This window comes from Nocardiopsis terrae (assembly GCF_014651695.1).
GTDB lineage: Bacteria > Actinomycetota > Actinomycetes > Streptosporangiales > Streptosporangiaceae > Nocardiopsis > Nocardiopsis terrae.
In genome coordinates this window covers 314,690-332,732 of sequence record NZ_BMXJ01000004.1, presented here as the reverse complement: position 1 = coordinate 332,732, position 18,043 = coordinate 314,690, and the positions used below count along the sequence as shown (strand labels likewise).

Below are 18,043 nucleotides of genomic sequence, written 5' to 3'. Positions count from 1 at the left end.
CCCGCCCCCGCTCAGCCGGTGCCGCCGAAGAGCGCGACCTCGTCCGGGCCGGGCCGGTCCAGGTCGAAGGGGAGGATGTCCCCGCCGTCGCTGTCGGTGGCCCTCGGTTCCTGGAGGACCTCGGGCTTCTCTCCGGCGTTGTGCTGGACCACCATCACACCGGAGTAGCCGCTGTGGTCCTCCTCGGTGGCGGCGAAGGGCACCAGGCCGGGGCCGACCCACTCCTGGGAGTTCAGGGTCCGGATGAGGGTCTCCCGGTCCAGGTCGGGGCCGACCTCCATGAGGAGCTGGGCGAACAGGGTCGCCTGCACCATGCCGTACACCGTGGTGTCGGTGAAGGGGGCGCCGTCGTTGTACTCGTCGTGGATCTCGCGGTAGAACTCGGTCCACGGGTCGTCGGTCTGCGCCGCCATCGGCAGGAAGGCCGTGACGATCAGGCCGTCGGTGAAGGCCTCAGGCGGCACGTCCTCGGCGGGGGTGCCCTCGGCGTACTCCTCGATGAGCTGCGAGATGATCTCGACGTCACCGCCGAAGCTGGGTGCCACCCACTGGGGTTCGTAGCCGATGGACTGGGCCTCGAGGATGGCCAGGCCCAGGAAGGCGGGGATGCAGTAGCAGGCCGCGACGTCGGCCCCGGACTCCTTCAGCGCGGCGATCTGGCCGTCGAGCTCGGGGACCCCCGGGTCGTAGGACTCCCAGGCGACGATGTCGTCGATGAGGTACTGCTCGATACCCGCGTGCGAGGCCGGGCCGACGTCGTCGTTCTGGTAGAGCAGGCCGACGTCCGCGTCGGGGAGGTTCTCCGCGATGTAGGCCCCCTGGACCTTGGCCTCCGTGGAGTAGTCCACCTGGAACCCGTAGCTGTACGGGTACTCCTCGGGCTGGTCCCAGGCCAGGGCCCCGGAGGAGACGAACAGGTCGGGGACGCCCTCGTCGTTGAGGTCCTGTATGACCGCCTCGTGGGTGGGCGTTCCCAGACCGCCGAGCATCGCGAAGATCTCGTCCTCCTCGATCAGTTCGCGGGTGACGTCCATGGTCTGCGCGGGGTTGAAGGCGTCGTCCTTGACCCGGTAGTCGATCTGGCGGCCGTGGATGCCGCCGTTGTCGTTGATGTAGTCGAAGACCGCGCTCGCCCCGGTGGAGACGTGCACGAAACCGGGGGAGGCCGATCCGGTCAGCGGCTGGTGGGTTCCGATGACGACGCTGTCGTCGGTGACCCCCGTGGTGATGTCCGAGGCGGTGTCTTCCTGCGCCGATTCGGAGTCCGCGCAGGAGGCGGCGAGAACCGCGACGGCGAGCGCCGAAGAGATGATTCCCAGTGATCGCATGGTGGTGTCCTGAACTCGGTTGTGCCTTCGCAGCGGGAGGCCTTCTCGGCCCGTGGGGAAAGCGGCTTCGTAGCTCGGGAGAGGATCATGGGACGGACATACCTACTCGCCAGTACGTTACCGGTTGGTAAACATCATACGAACACAGCTCGTCACTGCAACCTGCGGTAACCCCCTCAGGGGTGCGATCGCCTCTCGGAGGCCGCCGTCCTCGGGCGTGGGCGGCCCGGGGGAGGGCCTTCGGGGACGACGGAGGGGGCCGTCCCGCGGCCCCCTCGAAGCTTCCCGGTCCCCGGTCCCCGGTCCCAGGTCCCCGGTCTCAGGCCCCGGTGCGGTCCAGGAGTTCGCGGGCCAGGCGGGCGATACGGTCCGAGGCCTGGTGCACGGCGCTGTCGCGGCGCCAGACCAGGAGGTGGCGGAGCTGTATCGGCGCCCCCTCCAACTGGCGCACCACCACGCCCCGGCCGGCCTCGAAGTCCGACTGGCACGGGGCGATCGCCCGGCGGTCGGCGATGAGGTCGCGGATCTCGGACCGGTCGTAGAGGCGGTAGGGGACCTCGGGGCTGAAGCCCGCCCGCTGGCAGGCCAGGTAGAAGCACTCGGGCCAGCCCGTGCCGTCCGGAGGGGTCAGCGCCCACGGGCACCCGGACAGGTCCTCCAGGCGGATGAACGGTTTCTCCGCCATCGGGTGGCCGGCCCACACGGCCACGTGCAGGGGGTCCACCGCGAGCATCGCCCAGGCCAGCGGTCCGTCGGTGGGCAGGTCGCGGTCCACGTAGTCGATGGTGGTACCCAGGTCCAACCGGCCCGCCCGCACCAGGTCGGTGACCAGCTTGGGCGAGTACTCGGTGCGCACGTGTACCGGAACGCCCGGAAAGACCTCCGGCAGGCGTGCGGACAGCTCCACGGTCAGGGGGCCGACCCCGCCCACGCGCAAGGTGCTCGGCGAGGCGCCCCGGGCGGTGATGTCGTGCACCAGGTCGTCCATGGACAACAGGACCGCGCGTGCCCGGACCAGAACGAACTCACCGAGCTCCGTAGGCCGCACCCCCGAACGCCCCCGGTGGAACAGGGGGCCGCCCACCTCGCGCTCGATCCGCTGCAACTGGGTCGTCAGCGCCGGCTGGGACGTGGACAGCGCGGCCGCCGCCCTGGTCACGCTGCCGGTGTCGGCCAGCAGGCAGATCGTACGCAGGTGGCGGAGTTCGAGGTCCATGCGTGGAATCTAAGGCGAGGAGGCGCCTCGTGTACAGCCGGGCCGGGGCGGTCGCGTCGCGCGTCCCGTCCGGCCGCAGGTGCGTCCCCGGCCCCGCCGTCCGTGCCCGTCTGGTTGAGGCGCCGGACGCCCCCGTGGGATAGGGTGCCGTTCATCACCATATAGTTGGACGACCTACTAAATTCGCGGAGACCCCGCGGAGGCGGTGGGTCCGAGGCGCACCCGGGCGCGTAACCGTGGGGGATTTCATGGCGGTCGAACGCATGCTGCACACACCCGAGGCCGAACAGCTCCTGGAGCTGACCAGGGATCTCGTCGACAAGGAGGTCGCACCCCGTGCGGCCGCGGACGAGGAGGAAGCCCTCTTCCCCCGCGACCTCTTCGCCACCCTCGGCGGGACCGGGCTGCTCGGGCTCCCCTACCCGGCCGAGTACGGCGGTGGCGAACAGCCCTACGAGGTCTACCTCCAGGTCGTGGAGGAACTGGCCCGCGGCTGGCTCGCCGTCGGGCTGGGGCTCAGCGTCCACACCCTCTCCTGCTACCCGATGGCGGCCTTCGGCAGCCGGGAGCAGAAAGCCGCCCACCTGCCCGCCATGGTCAGCGGTGAACTCCTGGGCGCCTACTGCCTGTCCGAGACCTCCTCCGGCTCCGACGCCGCCGCGCTCACCACCCGCGCGGAGCACGTCGACGGCGGCTACCGGGTCAACGGAGCCAAGGCGTGGATCACCCACGGGGGACGGGCCGACTACTACACGCTCTTCGCGCGCACCGGCGCCCCGGACTCGGGAACGCGCGGCATCAGCTGTTTCCACGTGCCCTCGGACACGCCCGGACTGGGCGCCGCGACCCCCGAGCACAAGATGGGCATGCGTTCCTCGCCCACCGCCGGGGTCCTGTTCGACGAGGTCGCACTGGGCGCGGACGCCCTCGTGGGAGAGGAGGACCGCGGGTTCGGTATCGCCCTGGCCGCCCTGGACTCCGGCCGCCTGGGCATCGCCGCCTGCGCCGTGGGTCTGGCCCAGGCCGCACTGGACGCGGCCCTCGCCTACTCCCGTGAACGCCGCCAGTTCGGCAGCGCCATCGGCGACTTCCAGGGGACGGGCTTCATGCTCGCCGACATGGCCACCCAGATCGCGGCCTCCCGTGAGCTCTACCTGTCCGCCGCCCGCCTGCGTGACGCGGGCCGCCCCTTCGGCAAGCAGGCGGCGATGGCCAAGCTCATGGCGACCGACACCGCCATGAAGGTCACCACCGACGCCGTCCAGGTCTTCGGCGGTTACGGCTACACCCGGGACTTCCCCGTCGAGCGCTACATGCGCGAGGCCAAGGTCCTGCAGATCGTGGAGGGCACCAACCAGGTGCAGCGCCTGGTCATCAGCCGCCACCTGGCCAGGGAGGCCTGACCCGCCGCAGGAGCGTCCCGGCGCCGGGACCTACCGGCGCAACAGGGCCGGGGCGGCCTCGGGCGGGTGCACCGTCAGCTCCACCCGGCGGTCGGTCAGCACGGCCAGCGCCGACCGGTACTCGGGTCCGCGGTCCAGGTCCGACAACCACGCGGCCCCGGGGTCGGCCCCGCCCTCCCAGAAGAGCAGACGTGCCCGCGTGTGCGGCGGGGTGACCCCGACCCGGCGCAGGCCGCCGGACAAGCCCAGACCGGTGGCCTTGAGCAGCGCCTCCTTGCGCGCCCAGTAACCGAAGAACGCCCCGGCCCGATCCGCCTCGGGCAGTGCGCTCCACACCTCGTGCTCGGTGTCCGCCAGGGTGTATCCGGCCAGTCCGGCCAGGTCACGGGTGTCCGAGACCCGCTCCACGTCCACCCCGAGCGCCACCCCGCGGGCCAGTGCCAGCGCCACCCACTCACCGGAGTGGCTGACGGATATCTCCCAACCCCCGGCCGCGCCGGTGGGCACCGGTTTGCCGTGGGGTGCGTCATCGCCCCCGCCCGCACCGGCCCGCGACTTCTCCTCGCAGGAGGCGCAGCGCAGCTCGAAGGTCACCTTCTCCGGCGCGCACCCGGCCCGTTCGGCCAGGACCAGTCGGGCCATGGAACGCCCCAGAAGGTAGCGGTCGCGGTCCGCCTGGAGGCGGAACCGGGAGTGGCGGGCGAGTTCCCCGCCGTCCAGCAGGCGCAGCAGACGTTCGTTCGCGGCGGAGGTGTGGGCCCACCACACCGAGGACTCGAGGGGTGCGGAGCTGAGGGTCATCCCCCCATTGTGGCTGATCTGCCGCACGATCCGGGGTGTGAGCGGGCGTGAAACGGGGCATTCGTCAAGTGGCAGGTCAGCCCGCCCCCTTGGAGGCTCAGATGTCTGTCGTCGTGTTGTTCGGAGCCGGAGCGCTCATCGGACTGGTCGCCCTCACCGCGGTCGTCCTGGTGACGCTCGTGACGGAGAAGCCGGAGTCCGGGACCCGATCCACCGAGGATCACTCCGTACTCTAGGACGGCGCGGTTCCCTGCCGTGCAGCACAGTCACCGGCACGGAAAGCGGGACCGTACCCATGGTCGAGGAGAGCCGTCCGGCGTTCGCCGCCGAGCGCCGGGAGCGCATCCTGGAACTGGTGCGAACCAACGGCAGCATGTCCCTGCGCGACATCGCCGCCAAGGTGCGCGCCTCGGAGGTCACCGTCCGCCGCGACGTGCGCGCGATGGAGGCCGAAGGGCTGCTCGACCGCCGCAGAGGCGGTGCCGCGCTGCCCGGACGGATCGGCCACGAGCAGAGCTACACGGGCAAGAGCAGCCAGTGCGCGGCGGAGAAGGCCGCGATCGCCGCCACCGCGGCCCGCCTGGTCCGCCCCGGAGACGCGGTCACGATCGGTCCCGGCAGCACCGCGGAGGCCTTCGCACGCGCGCTCCTGGGCCACGGTGACCTCACCGTGGTCACCAACTCCCTGCGGGTCGCCGACGTGCTGGCCGGTGCCGCGGGGGTCGAGGTGGTCATGACCGGCGGCACCCTGCACGCGCCGATGAGGGCCCTCGTCGGGGCCGCCGCCGAAGCCTCCCTGGCAGGACTGAGGGTCAACCGGGCCTTCCTGTCCGGCAACGGCGTCAGCGCGGACCGCGGGCTGAGCACCCCCAACCCCGCGGTGGCCGGCCTCGACCGCGCACTGGCGGCCTGCGCCGAGGAGACCATCGTGCTGGCCGACCACACCAAGGTGGGCGCCGACACCATGGTGCCCACCGTCGCCCCCGAGGAGATCGCCCACCTGGTCACCGACAGCAGCGCCGACCCCGAGGTCCTGATGACCCTGGAGGAGACCGGAGCCCTCGTGCACGTCGCCGTGGTCGCCGACGAACGCGGCCAGTGACCCCGGGGCCCACCCCTGCCGCTTCGCCACGTGATGGGTGCGTACCCGAGTGTTCGGACGTATTGTGCGGTGAGCGCTCCATGCGTGATCCTGGACGCGTCCCGTCCAGTCAGTACCGACGTCCACGCACCAGGAGCCGCCGAGCATGACCTCCCAGCCGACGCCCCCGGAACACCAGCCGTCCGCGCCGGTGCGGGTCACCCCTGAGCCCGTGGTGCTCCCCGAACCCTGGCGGAGCTCGCCCCTGACCGTGGTCGTCCCGACCTACGACGAGGCCGGGAACCTGCCCGTGCTGGTGGCCCAGCTCATGGCGTTGGACCTGCCGGGGCTGCGGGTCGTGGTGGTGGACGACAACTCGCCGGACGGGACCGGGGAGGTCGCCGACAAGCTCGCGGCGGAACTCGGCGGACGCCTGACGGCGGTCCACCGCACCCGCAAGGACGGCCTCGGCCGCGCCTACGTGGAGGGCATGACCCGGGCCCTGGCGGAGGGGGCCGAGTACGTGGTGCAGATGGACGCGGACCTCAGCCACCCGGTGGGCTACGTGCCCCAGCTCCTGGGAACCCTGCACGCGACCAACGCCGGGGTGGTCATCGGCAGCCGCTACGTGCCCGGCGGCAGCCTCTCCGAGGCGTGGGGTCTGCGCAGACGCCTCCTCAGCGGATGGGCCAACACCTACGTCAAGACGGTCCTGTCCATCCCGGTCCGGGACGTCACCGCCGGTTTCAAGATCTGGCGGGCCTCGGCCCTGGAGGCTCTCGACCTGTCCAGTATCGAGAGCACCGGTTACGCCTTCCAGGTGGAGATGCACTACCGGGCCTTCCGCCGGGGCCAGAAGATCATGGAGATCCCCATCCACTTCGAGGACCGGGTGGTGGGGCAGAGCAAGCTCGACGGGGCGGTCGCCCTGGAGGCGGCCCTGCGTCCGCTGCGGTTGCGGCGTGCGGAGAACGCCCGGCGCCGCCCGTAGCGGCCGCGGACACCCGTGTCCTCCTTCGCCGCACCACCCTGAACTGCGATCATCGGGATAACGCGAGAAGGGGGCGACAACAGTGTCCGAACAGCCCTACGACGTCGACGCCGACATGGGGGAGGACCCCCAGGAGAGCGAGATCGCCGAGGCGGAGAGCCGGCAGAACCCGGACGCGCCCGTCTACGGCTACACCTTCGAGGACGAGAGCGCCGCCACCGAGCGGGGCATCGACGAGGAGGTCCGGGAGGAACGTGACGACGTCATCCCCAGGGAGGACTTCGGCATCGACGAACCCGGAGCCGAGCGGGAGGCGGTGCACGAGGTGGACGACTCCGACGCCTGAGCGGCCGCGCCGGGCCCCGGAGCACCCGAGGAGGGCTCCGGGGCCCGGCCTGTGCCCGGCCCCGGTTTTCCGCACAATCGCACGAGGATTTGCGATCATCGAGGTCAAAGCGGGGAAGACCGTGGGCAAGGAGGCGGACACAGTGACCGAACAGCCCTACGAGGTGGACCTGGACCTGGGTGACGACCCCCAGGCGAGCGAGGTCGCCCAACGAGAGCGTGTCATCGACCCCGACTTCGGCATCCTCGGCTACAACTTCGAGGACGACGACAGCAAGGGGAGACTGGGCATCAACGACGGGGTGCGCGCCGAGCGCCTGGGGGTCATCCCGCACCAGCGCTGGGGCGGTGACCGCAGCGCCGAGGAGGAGGCGCTGAGCGTGGTCCCCGACCCCGACGCCGTCAACGACCGGCCCCCGGAGGGGGACGAGGGCTGACCGGCCCGAGCCCCACCGGGTGCCCCTCATCCCGTCGCGGAGCCGTTCCCCTCCGCGGGACCGTCCGCGGTGTCCCCGGCGGTCGACCCCGGGCAGGACCGCAGGGGAGGGCCGGACGCGCCGCAGAACCGCACCGGCCGTTCCTGGCCGAACGGCTCCAGGGCGCTGGCCTCCTCCGGCAGGGAGCCCCGGTCGGCGGCCTCGGCCGCCTCGGGCATCCGTCCGCGCGGCAGTACCAGAGCGCACAGCGAGGCCAGCACGCACAGCCCCGTCAGGATCAGCATCGCCGCCCCGAAGCCGTCCGCGAGTGCCGAGGCGCCCCCGGGTGCCCCCGCCCCCTCGCCGCCGGAGCCGCCGATCCCGGCCAGCACCGGAACCGCGGCCACACCGATCAGCTGCGCGCTCCGCGCGAACGTGTTGTTCACCCCCGAGGCCAGCCCGGCGTGCCGTTCGGGCACCGAGGCGAGCACCGTGGCCGTCAGCGGGGCCACAGTCGTGGCCAGGCCCAGCGCGACCAGCAGGACCCCGGGCAGCACCCCGGTCAGGTAGGGGGCGTCCCCCTCCAGCCAGGACAGCAGCACGAACCCGGCGGCCAGCAGCAGGGGACCGGCCACCAGCTGGACCCTCGGGCCGATCCGGGCGGCGAGCTTGCCCGAGCGCGCCGACAGCAACAGCATCAGAACGGTGATGGGCAGGGAGGCGGCCCCCGCAGCGACCGGCGGGTAGCCCGCCACCTCCTGGAGGTAGATCACCAGGAGGAACAGCAGCGGCCCCAGCGAACCGTAGATCAGCACGGTGGCGGCGTTGGTCACGCTGAACGGCAGCGACCGGAAGACCCCCAGCGGCAGCATGGGGGCGGGGCTGCGCGCCTCCGTGAACAGGAACGCGGCCAGGGCCAGCACACCGACGCCGACGGCGGTCCACACCGCGGGGGTGCCGCCCGCCGCCCCCCACTGGATCAGGGCGTAGGTGATCCCGGCCAGCGCGACCACACCCAGCAGCGCGCCGTTGTAGTCCAGGCGTCGGGCCGCGGAGGAGTCCCGGGACTCGGGCACCTTGAACCAGGCGATCAGCAGTACCGCGGCCGCGACCGGCAGGTTGATGAGGAAGATCAGCCGCCAGTCGCCGATCTGTACCAGCCAGCCGCCCACGAACGGTCCCACGGCGGAGGCCACGCCGGTCAGCCCGGACCACGCCCCGATCGCCCGCGCCCGGTCGTCCTCCCGGAAGCCCGCCTGGAGGATGGCCAGGCTCCCCGGGGTCAGCAGCGCTCCGCCCACCCCCTGGACCACCCTTCCGGCGACCAGCCACTCCAGGGTCGGCGCGAACGTGCACAGGGCCGAGGCCAGAGCGAACACCGCCACTCCGACCATGAACAGCCGCACCCGGCCGAAGCGGTCCGACAGTGAGCCGCTGAGCAGGATCAGCGCGGACAGCGTCACCATGTATCCGTTGACGATCCACTGGAGTCCGGCCAGGCCCGTGTCCAGGTCCCCCTGGATGGCGGGCAGCGCCACCGTCACCACCGTCGAGTCCAGGAACGCCATCCCCGAACCCAGGACCGTGGCCGTCAGCATCCACCGGGCGGCGGGCGTCCCCCACGCCACCTGCCCGGCGGCGACCGGTACCGAGGCCGAACCACTCATGAGAACCCTCCGAGCACTGGAAACACAGTGACATCCTCTCCCGTCCGAAGGCGGGAGAATCCAGCTGACGGAAAGTGTCCGCCGCTTCCGGAAACCACCAAACCGCGGTGATCTTGCTACCAGGGGCAACTTCGGCGCCGAAGTTGCCCCTGGTAGCAAGATCGCGGTGAAAAAGGGGGCCCAACCCCGGGGCGGTGGGTCCGGTGGGCGATTCACCCACCGGCTGAAGTCGGCGGCGCTCTCGCGAAGGAGAAGTGGGTGCGGGCCCCGCCCGAAGGCGGGGCCCGCACCCACTTTCCCTTGCTCTGTGCGGTTCTGACTGGTGGTTACTCGCTGGCCAGGGCCCCGGTGATCGAGGTCCCGGCGGCCCGGCGGGCGGGCAGCACCGCGGCCAGCAGACCGGCCAGGACCGCGACCGCGATGAACACGGCGACCTGCGTCGCGGGGACGGTGAAGATCAGATCCGTCAGCACCGCCGCGCCGGCGGCCCAGCCGAACAGCACGCCCAGGACGATGCCGATGCCCGCGCCGATCAGACAGAGCAGCACGGCCTCAATGCTGAGCATCCGGCGCAGCTGGCCCTTGGCCAGGCCCAGCGCCCGCAGCAGCGCGGACTCCCGGGTGCGTTCCAGGACCGACAGCGCCATCGTGTTGGAGATACCGAACACCGCGATGATGATCGCCAGGCCCAGCATCGCCGCGATCGTGTAGAAGGCGATGTCCATCATCTCGGAGAACTGGTTCTTCATCTCCGCGACCGACATGACCTGCACGGTCGGATGGTCCTCGACCGCCGTGTAGACGGCGTCGCGCACCTCGGCCGGGTCGGCCCCCTCGGCGGCGCGGACGTGGAGCAGACTGCTCTCCCCGATCTCCGGGAAGGCCGCGGAGAAGTCCTCGGGGGCGATGGTCACGCCCCAGAAGCTGGTCCCGTTCTCCACCAGCGCGGCGATCTCCAACTCCAGGTCCCCGCTGGGCGCGGCGACGGTGAGGTCGTCGCCGACCCCGAGGCCGTCGGCGGAGTTCTCGCTGACGATCGCCTTGCCCGGCTCCAGGTCGGCGATGTCGCCCTCGATCGCGTCGGCCTGTATGTCCACGCCCATCTCGGCGCCGAAGTACGCGGTCACCGGCGTGCCCGTCATGCCGGAGTCGGTGGTCTCCTCCAGGAAGGTGTTGCGCTCGGCCATCACCTTGTCCAGCAACGGGCTCTCGTTGAGCTTCTCCTCGACCTCGACCGGAACCAGGGGGTCCCCGGTCTCCTGGCCGACGGCCTCGTCCTCGGAGGTTCCGTCCTCGGCGGCGCCCTCACCCGGAGCGCCCTCTTCGGGCTCTTCCTCCGGGGCCCCCTCTTCGGGTTCCTCCTCCGGGTCCGCGGCGGCTGCCCGAGCCTCGGGGTCGTACTGGGCGCTCACCTGGTAGTCCACCGGGAACTGCTCCTCGAGCTGCGCGGTCATGGTGGACTCGACCGAGGCGCTGATCACCGAGTAGCCGGTGATGAGCGTGGCGCCCACGGTGAGCGCGATCATCGCGGTGGCGGCACGGCGCGGGCTCCGGGTGGAGTTGTCCACCGCCAGCATGCTGGGCACGCCCATCCGGCGCAGCGGTACCCCGACCACCCGCACGATCCCGCGCACCAGCAGCGGGCCGAGGATGACCACGCCGACGAAGGCGACCAGGGCCGCGCCGGTCACGATGAACAGGCCCGAGGGGTCGGGGCTCGCCATCTGGGCCAGGGCGACCAGGCCGGCGGAGACGGCGAAGGCCAGCAGCCCGAACACCACGCGTACCCGACCGGTGCCCTTCTCCAGCCCGGAGGCGGTGGCACTGCTCTGCAGGGCCGCCAGCGGCGCCACCCGGGTGGCGCGGGTGGCCGGAACGAGCGCGGAGAACACCGTCATCAGGGTGCCGACCAGCAGGCCGACGATCACGGCGGTGGGGCTGACCACCACGGAGGCGGTGGCCTCGGTGCCCATCATCTGGCCGCCGAACCGGGCGCCGGCCATACCGATGCCCACACCGGCCAGTACACCGAGCACGGAGGCGAACAGGCCGACCACGAACGACTCGGTCAGCACCGAACGGAAGACCTGGCCGCGCTTGGCGCCCACGCAGCGCAGCAGAGCGAGTTCGCGCTGGCGCTGGGCGATGAGGATCGCGAAGGTGTTGTAGATGACGATCCCGGCGACGAACATCGCGACGACACCGAAGAGCAGCAGGGCGATGCGCAGGAGTTCGGTCTGCGCGCCGGAGCTCTCCGCCATCTTCTCGCCGAACTCCGTGCCGGTCTGCACGTCGGTGCCGGTGACGGTGGCGACCGCGGCGGCCGCCTCCTCGGGGGTCGTGCCCTCGGCGGCCAGCACGTCGATCTCGGAGTAGCCGTCGGCCCCGGTCATCTCCCGGATCGTGTCCGGGGCGAAGATGACGGCACCGCCGTAGCTGTAGCTGCGGTCGACGCCGAAGTTGACCAGACCGGTGAGGGTGAACTCACGCTTGTCCTGGTCGGGGTCGAGCACGGTGACGGTGTCGCCGACCTCGAACCCGGTCTGGTCCGCGGTGGAGGTCGCCAGGGCGATCTCGTCGTCGGCGGCGGGCAGCTCGCCCTCGCTCGCGGAGAACCTGCTGGTCTCCCCGAACGCGACGGCGGCGGGCGGGGTGAAGCCGAAGGCGCGGCCCTCGTCGTCCAGGAGCACGGCCTGGCCGCGGACCAGTCCGTCGGCGTCGGTCACCTCCGGCAGGGCCCGGATGTCCTCCAGGACGGACTGTTCGAAGGGGACGGGGTCGGCCGGGAAGCCGTCCTCGGTCTCCGCGTCCTCGTCCGCTTCGGGGGTGGCGATGGCGTCGACGCTGGTCGCCGACCCCATCACCGACTCCTCGTAGCTGCCCTCGAGGGTGTCGGCGAAGACCATCGTCCCCGAGACGAACATGACGCCGAGCAGGATGGCCAGGACGGTGGTGACGTACCGGGACTTGTGCAGTCTCAGCCCGGCGAGTGTGGTGCGCAGCATGGAGTTCAGGCCTCCAGCTTCAACAGGTGCTCGGAGACGGTCTCGGCGGTCGGGTCGAGGACCTCGTCCACCAGGCGGCCGTCGCGCAGGAACACCACGCGGTCGGCGTAGGAGGCCGCCACCGGGTCGTGGGTGACCATGACGATGGTCTGGTCGAGGTCCTTGGCCGAGTCGCGCAGGAAGGTCAGGATCTCGGCGCCCGAACGGGAGTCCAGGTTGCCGGTGGGCTCGTCGGCGTAGACCACCTCGGGTGCGTTGAGCAGGGCCCGGGCCACGGCCACGCGCTGCTGCTGGCCGCCGGAGAGCTTGGCGGGCAGGTGGCCGAGCCGGTCGCGCAGCCCCACGACGTCGACGATGTGGTCGAAGCGCGCCTGGTCGATCCGGCGTCTGGCGATCTGCGAGGGGAGCAGGATGTTCTGCTCGGCGGTCAGCATCGGCAGCAGGTTGAACGACTGGAAGATGAAGCCGATCCGGTCCCGGCGCAGCAGGGTGAGGTCACCGTCGCGCATACCGGTGATCTGGGTGCGGCCCAGGTGGACGGTTCCGGATGTGGGGACGTCCAGTCCGGCCAGGCAGTGCATCAGGGTGGACTTGCCGGAACCGGAGGGGCCCATGATCGCGGTGAACGCCCCCCGGTGGAACTCCACGTCCACGCCGGCCAGGGCGTGCACCTGGTTGCCGCCGGTGTCGTAGATCTTGGTGAGTCCTCGCGCCACCACCACCGGCGGGGCTTGGACCGGGGACGTGGGTTTCACAGCGGACTCGGTCACGGAAGAACAACTCCAGGAATCGGGAATCGGGATGGTGCCGGTGGGTCGGGGCGGCCCCGGCGCTTCGGCGTGGTCTCCACGCTAGGTCCGCGTGTCCGGTCGCGGCCTCCCCCCACGGGCCGAACCCGGTGTCGGCCAAAGGCATGACGGAAGGCGGGTTCGGGACTCCTTCGTCCGGTCGCACCCCCCACTTTCGTAGGGGGGACGTCCGCGCCCGCAACCTCGCCTCCTCCCAGGGCTCCCTGCCGGCCTGGGGAAACGCACGGGACCGACGATCGGACCGGTGCGCGCGGCGCGTCGGCCGGTCGGGGGCGGCGACCGGACCGCGGACCTAGACTCGGGCGGGTGAGAGGCTGGCTGAGATCGCGGGCGGAGAGCGCCGCCGCCCTGGCGCGGCACAACTGGATGTGGTGGTGGGACCGTCGGCTGCGCATCGCCGACTGGTGCTACGCCGTCTTCACCCTGCCCTTCAGCGGGTTGATGATGCTGGCCGGGACCAGCAGCGGTCTGGGTCTGCTCTCCCCGCCGCTCACGGGTGTGATCGGTCTGCTCTCGAACGCCCTGGTAGCCCTGCCGGCGGTCTTCGTGCTCTTCGTGGTACCCGGGACCCTGGCCTCGGTGGCGATGCTCTGGCGCCGCAGCAAACCCAAGTGGCTCATGCTGGCCGGGGTGCTCCTGATGGCCCTGTACGCCAACCCGATCCCGCTCATGGTGGGCCTGTACTCCTACCCCGCCCACTTCAGCGACCGCAGGCCCCTGACCGGCTGGTTCGTACTCGGTCTCCTCGCCACTTCGGTCACCTACAACCACACCCCGGTCTCCTTCGTGGTGCTGTCCGTGCTCTACCTGGTCGTGCCGGTCATCGCGGGGTTGTGGATCGGCACCCGCCGCCAGCTCATCGACCGCCTCCAGGAGCGGGCCGAACGCCTCGAACGCGAACAGCACATGATGGCCGACCAGGCCATCAGCGCCGAACGCACCCGCATCGCCCGTGAGATGCACGACGTGGTCGCCCACCGGGTCAGCCTCATGGTCCTGCACGCGGGCGGCCTGGAGGTCTCGGCGGCCGACGAGCGCACCGCCCAGGCAGCCGGGCTCATCCGCACCACCGGCCGGGAGGCCCTGGCGGAGCTGCGCGGCATCCTCGGGGTCCTGCGCGACGACGGCACGGACGCGGCGCCCACCGCGCCCCAGCCCGTCCTCGACGACCTCGAACGCCTGATCGCCGAGTGGCGCGGGGCCGGGATGGAGGTGAGCCGGGAGGAGACCGGTCCGCGGCGTCCGCTCCCGCCCGCGGTCCAGCGCACCGCCTTCCGCGTCGTCCAGGAGGGGCTGACCAACGCCGCCAAGCACGCCACCGGCGCGGCCGTACGGGTGTGGCTGCACCACGGCCCGAACCGGCTGGAGGTCGAGGTGGTCAACGAACCCGGCAACGGCCCGGCCCACGCCCCGCCGCGCAGCGGGTACGGCCTGACCGGGCTGCGCGAGCGCGTCGTGCTGGCCGGGGGCGAGCTCAGCGCAGGTGTGTGTCCTGACGGCGGGTGGCGGATGCGCGCTATCTTGCCGGTGGGGGAGGAGGGGCCGGACACGGCCGCCGAACCCGGACCGCACTCCGCCGAGGTTGAGGAAGAGGGCACCGACGGTGATCCGCACGCTCCTGGTCGATGACGAACTCCTGGTCAGGTCCGGGCTGCGGATGATCCTGGAGGCCGCACCCGACATCGAGGTGGTCGGGGAGGGCAGCGACGGCGAACAGGCCGTGCGCCTGGCCGAGGAACTCGTCCCCGACGTCGTACTGCTGGACATCCGGATGCCCGGCACCGACGGGCTGGCCGCGGCCGGCCGACTGACCCAGCTGCCCGAGGCGCCCAGGGTGGTCCTTCTCACCACCTTCGACCTGGACGAGTACGTGCACGGCGCACTGCGCGCGGGCGCGGTCGGCTTCCTGCTCAAGGACACCCCGCCGCGCGAGCTCATCAACGCCGTGCGCACCGTGTACGAGGGCCACGCCATGCTCGCGCCCAGCGTCACCAAGCGCATGCTCGAACGCTTCGCCTCGCCCGCCCCGGCCGACTCGGCGGCCGGCCGCACGGAGGCCCTGCGCCGGCTGTCGGTGCTGAGTGAACGCGAACGCCAGGTGCTGGTGGCGGTGGCCGAGGGCAAGTCCAACGCCGAGGTGGGCCGCGCCCTGAGTATGCGGGAGACCACCGTCAAGGCCCATGTCAGCCGGATCCTCGCCAAACTGGAGATGTCCAACCGGGTACAGGCCGCCATCCTCGCCCATGACGCGGGGTGGGCCTGACCCCCGAGCACGGTACGGGCGGGCTTCCCGGGGCCGCCGAGCGGCAGGGGTGACCGGGTTCACCCCGTCGCCCCGCCCGGGTCGGAACCCCGTCCCACCCGGCCCTGCCGCGGGTCCGGAATCGCCGGAAACGTTCGGAGGGGTCCTGTTCCTCACCTCGGTTGCGTCTACCGGTGGGTAGCTCGGTACCCTGCAAGGCGATCCGCCCCCAGGAACATCACGTCGTGGCTGTTCACCACAGTCGCAGAGAAGAGGAGCCCCTATGTCGCGCTCGGTACTGGTCACCGGTGGCAACCGAGGGATCGGTCTGGCCATCGCCCGTGAGCTGGCGGCTGGTGGGGACAACGTGGCGGTCACCTACCGGTCCGGCGAACCCCCGGAGGGGTTCCTGGGCGTCCGCTGTGACATCACCGACTCCGCCCAGGTCGACGCCGCCTTCAAGGAGGTCGAGGAGGCCCAGGGGCCCGTGGAGGTCCTCGTCGCCAACGCGGGGGTCACCAAGGACCAGCTCCTCGCCCTCATGAGCGAGGAGGACTTCTCCTCCGTCGTCGACACCAACCTCACCGGCTCCTTCCGCGTCGCCAAGCGCGCCGTGCGCGGCATGATGCGCAAGCGCTCCGGCCGCATCGTCCTGATCTCGTCGGTCGTGGGCCTGCTCGGCTCCGGCGGCCAGGCCAACTACGCCGCCTCCAAGGCCGGGCTCGTCGGCTTCGGCCGCTCCCTCGCCCGCGAGCTGGGTTCGCGCAACATCACCGTGAACGTCGTCGCCCCCGGTTTCATCGAGACCGACATGACCGCGGCACTGTCCGAGGAGCGCCAGGCGGAGATCAAGAAGAACGTCCCGCTGGGCCGCCTCGGCTCCACCGACGACATCGCCAAGACCGTCAGCTTCCTCGCCGGGCCCGGCGGCGGTTACGTCACCGGCGCCGTCATCCCAGTCGACGGCGGCCTGGGCATGGGCCACTGATCCACGCGGGCGCGCCCCGCCCCGCAACGGCAAGCCACCGGCCGGACCAGTCCGGCCCCAGCCACAGACAGGACGGACCACCCGAACATGGGAATCCTCGAAGGTAAGCGCATCCTCGTCACCGGGGTGCTCACCGACTCCTCCATCGCCTTCCACGTCGCCCGCCTCGCCCAAGAGCAGGGCGCCACGGTCGTGCTCACCGGCTACGGCCGCATGGGTCTGGTGCAGCGCATCGCCAAGCGCCTGCCCGAGACGCCCCCCGTCCTGGAACTCGACGTCACCGACGAGGAGCACCTCGCCAGCCTGGCCGAGCGGGTCGGCGAGCACGTCGACGGGCTCGACGGCATCGTCCACTCCATCGGCTTCACCCCGCAGGAGGCCCTGGGCGGCAACTTCCTGAACACCGAGTGGCAGGACGTCGCCACGGCGATGCACATCTCCACCTTCTCGCTGAAGTCGCTCACCACCTCCCTGCTTCCGCTCATGGGGAGCGGCGGCTCGGTGGTCGCCATGGACTTCGACAACAGCGTGTCCTATCCCATCTACGACTGGATGGGCGTGGCCAAGTCCGCGCTGACCTCCACCGCCCGGTACCTGGCCCGCTACGTGGGCGACCGGGACGTCCGGGTCAACCTGGTCTCGGCGGGACCGCTGAGCACCATGGCCGCCCGCAGCATCCCCGGTTTCGAGGAGCTGGCCAGGCACTGGCCCGAGCGCGCGCCCCTGGGCTGGGACGTCACCGACCCCGAACCCGCCGCCAAGGCGGTCGTGGCCCTGCTGTCGGACTGGTTCCCGGCCACCACCGGCGAGATCGTGCACGTCGACGGCGGGTTCCACTCGACCGGCGCCTGAGCTGTTCCGAGGCCGGGGCGCCGTCCGCGTCCGTGCCCCGGCCACCGGTACGATCTGCCCGCCGGTACCCGAACGGGTCCCGGCCGCACGTAGGGCTTCGGAAGGTGGACGGTATGGATCTGGGACTGTCGGGGGCACGGGTCGTGGTGACCGGGGCCAGCAGGGGGATCGGTCGCGCCATCGCCCAGGTGTTCGCAGAGGAGGGCGCGGACCTGGCGATCTGCGCCCGAACCCGCCGCCCCCTTGACCAGGCGGCACAGGAGCTGGCCGAGACCGGCGTGAAGGTCTTCACCCGGGACCTGGACGTCACCGACCACACCGCGCTGCCCTCCTTCGTCGACGACGCGGCCGAGGCGCTCGGCGGGCTGGACGTGCTCGTCTCCAACGTCTCCGGCGGCAGTGCGCCCGCCCCGGACCAGTGGGAGCGCGGGTTCAACACCGACCTCATGCCGTTCGTGCGGCTGACCGAGGCGGCCGGGCCCTACCTGTTGGGCTCCGAGCGGGGCGGCTCGGTGGTGCTGGTCTCCACCACCTCGGCGCTGCACGTGACCAGGCCCGCGGGGGCCCGCTCCTACGGTGCGGTCAAGGCGGCGCTGAACCACCACGCGTCCTCGCTGGCCCGGGAGTGGGCGCCCGAGGGCGTGCGGGTCAACACGGTCTCGCCCGGCCCCGTCGAGTTCCCCGGCGGAGGCTGGGAGCGGCGAAGGGAGAACGACCCGGACTTCTACGAGAGCATCCGCGCACGCATCCCCTCGGGCCGTCTCGGCCGCCCGGAGGAGGTCGCCCGTTCCGTGGTCTTCCTCGCCAGCCCCGCGGCCACCTTCGTCACCGGCCAGAACCTGGTGGTCGACGGGGGCTTCCTCGACCGGGTCTGAACCCGCGCTCCGGGCGCGGCCGGG

Annotated in this window: 17 protein-coding genes; 11 read left to right on the top strand and 6 right to left on the bottom strand. The window is 71.6% G+C overall.

Annotated features, from left to right (window positions below):
* Positions 1–11 precede the first annotated feature (11 nt).
* Together IE195_RS12925 and IE195_RS12920 are read right to left on the bottom strand one after the other, a co-directional pair.
* Positions 12–1,328, bottom strand: coding sequence for an ABC transporter substrate-binding protein (locus tag IE195_RS12925; protein WP_191271055.1), 1,317 nt, complete (start codon positions 1,326–1,328; stop codon positions 12–14).
* A 319-nt stretch (positions 1,329–1,647) separates the two neighbouring features.
* Positions 1,648–2,544: a LysR family transcriptional regulator gene (locus IE195_RS12920; RefSeq protein WP_191271053.1), complete on the bottom strand. Its 897-nt coding sequence runs from the start codon at positions 2,542–2,544 to the stop codon at positions 1,648–1,650.
* A gap of 248 nt (positions 2,545–2,792) precedes the next feature.
* Between IE195_RS12920 and IE195_RS12915 the strand changes: the two genes are divergently transcribed.
* Positions 2,793–3,947: an acyl-CoA dehydrogenase family protein gene (locus IE195_RS12915; RefSeq protein ID WP_191271051.1), complete on the top strand. Its 1,155-nt coding sequence runs from the start codon at positions 2,793–2,795 to the stop codon at positions 3,945–3,947.
* A 30-nt stretch (positions 3,948–3,977) separates the two neighbouring features.
* Here the strand turns inward: IE195_RS12915 and IE195_RS12910 are convergent, their stop codons facing one another.
* A complete protein-coding gene (locus IE195_RS12910; protein ID WP_191271049.1) occupies positions 3,978–4,748 on the bottom strand; it encodes a 4'-phosphopantetheinyl transferase family protein in 771 nt (256 codons plus the stop codon).
* Positions 4,749–4,849: 101 nt separating this feature from the next.
* On the opposite strand from IE195_RS12910, the gene IE195_RS26490 reads away from it, so the two are divergent.
* The 5 genes from IE195_RS26490 (at position 4,850) to IE195_RS12890 (ending at position 7,602) form a co-directional block, all read left to right on the top strand.
* Positions 4,850–4,984 carry a hypothetical protein gene (locus IE195_RS26490; protein ID WP_264081825.1) on the top strand — a complete coding sequence of 45 codons (135 nt, stop codon included), beginning with the start codon at positions 4,850–4,852 and terminating at the stop codon, positions 4,982–4,984.
* 59 nt (positions 4,985–5,043) lie between these two features.
* Positions 5,044–5,850, top strand: a complete 807-nt coding sequence (locus tag IE195_RS12905; protein WP_191271047.1) for a DeoR/GlpR family DNA-binding transcription regulator — start codon at positions 5,044–5,046, stop codon at positions 5,848–5,850.
* Between the two features lie 145 nt (positions 5,851–5,995).
* Positions 5,996–6,820: a polyprenol monophosphomannose synthase gene (locus IE195_RS12900; RefSeq protein ID WP_191271046.1), complete on the top strand. Its 825-nt coding sequence runs from the start codon at positions 5,996–5,998 to the stop codon at positions 6,818–6,820.
* A gap of 82 nt (positions 6,821–6,902) precedes the next feature.
* Entirely contained in the window at positions 6,903–7,166 is a 264-nt protein-coding gene (locus IE195_RS12895; protein WP_191271045.1) for a hypothetical protein, read from the top strand.
* A gap of 142 nt (positions 7,167–7,308) precedes the next feature.
* Entirely contained in the window at positions 7,309–7,602 is a 294-nt protein-coding gene (locus tag IE195_RS12890) for a hypothetical protein (protein ID WP_191271044.1), read from the top strand.
* A 26-nt stretch (positions 7,603–7,628) separates the two neighbouring features.
* Here the strand turns inward: IE195_RS12890 and IE195_RS12885 are convergent, their stop codons facing one another.
* From IE195_RS12885 to IE195_RS12875, 3 genes are all read right to left on the bottom strand, one after another.
* Positions 7,629–9,248 carry an MFS transporter gene (locus IE195_RS12885; protein WP_191271043.1) on the bottom strand — a complete coding sequence of 540 codons (1,620 nt, stop codon included), beginning with the start codon at positions 9,246–9,248 and terminating at the stop codon, positions 7,629–7,631.
* 326 nt (positions 9,249–9,574) lie between these two features.
* Positions 9,575–12,253, bottom strand: a complete 2,679-nt coding sequence (locus IE195_RS12880) for an ABC transporter permease (RefSeq protein ID WP_191271042.1) — start codon at positions 12,251–12,253, stop codon at positions 9,575–9,577.
* A 5-nt stretch (positions 12,254–12,258) separates the two neighbouring features.
* Positions 12,259–13,023, bottom strand: a complete 765-nt coding sequence (locus tag IE195_RS12875; RefSeq protein ID WP_191271041.1) for an ABC transporter ATP-binding protein — start codon at positions 13,021–13,023, stop codon at positions 12,259–12,261.
* Between the two features lie 405 nt (positions 13,024–13,428).
* Here IE195_RS12875 and IE195_RS12870 point away from each other — a divergent pair, with 405 nt between their 5' ends.
* The 5 genes from IE195_RS12870 (at position 13,429) to IE195_RS12850 (ending at position 18,019) form a co-directional block, all read left to right on the top strand.
* Positions 13,429–14,691: a sensor histidine kinase gene (locus IE195_RS12870; protein WP_191271579.1), complete on the top strand. Its 1,263-nt coding sequence runs from the start codon at positions 13,429–13,431 to the stop codon at positions 14,689–14,691.
* Positions 14,666–15,325 (top strand): response regulator, encoded by a 660-nt coding sequence (locus tag IE195_RS12865; RefSeq protein WP_191271039.1) that lies wholly within the window; start codon positions 14,666–14,668, stop codon positions 15,323–15,325. Before IE195_RS12870 ends, IE195_RS12865 begins: the two co-directional genes overlap by 26 nt.
* Positions 15,326–15,587: 262 nt before the next feature.
* On the top strand, positions 15,588–16,292 hold the full coding sequence (gene fabG / locus IE195_RS12860; protein WP_191271037.1) for a 3-oxoacyl-ACP reductase FabG: 705 nt from the start codon (positions 15,588–15,590) through the stop codon (positions 16,290–16,292).
* 87 nt (positions 16,293–16,379) lie between these two features.
* Positions 16,380–17,144: an enoyl-ACP reductase FabI gene (gene fabI / locus IE195_RS12855; protein WP_191271035.1), complete on the top strand. Its 765-nt coding sequence runs from the start codon at positions 16,380–16,382 to the stop codon at positions 17,142–17,144.
* A gap of 113 nt (positions 17,145–17,257) precedes the next feature.
* The gene (locus IE195_RS12850; RefSeq protein ID WP_191271033.1) at positions 17,258–18,019 is read left to right on the top strand and encodes an SDR family NAD(P)-dependent oxidoreductase; all 762 of its coding nucleotides are present in this window, start codon (positions 17,258–17,260) and stop codon (positions 18,017–18,019) included.
* Positions 18,020–18,043 lie beyond the last annotated feature (24 nt).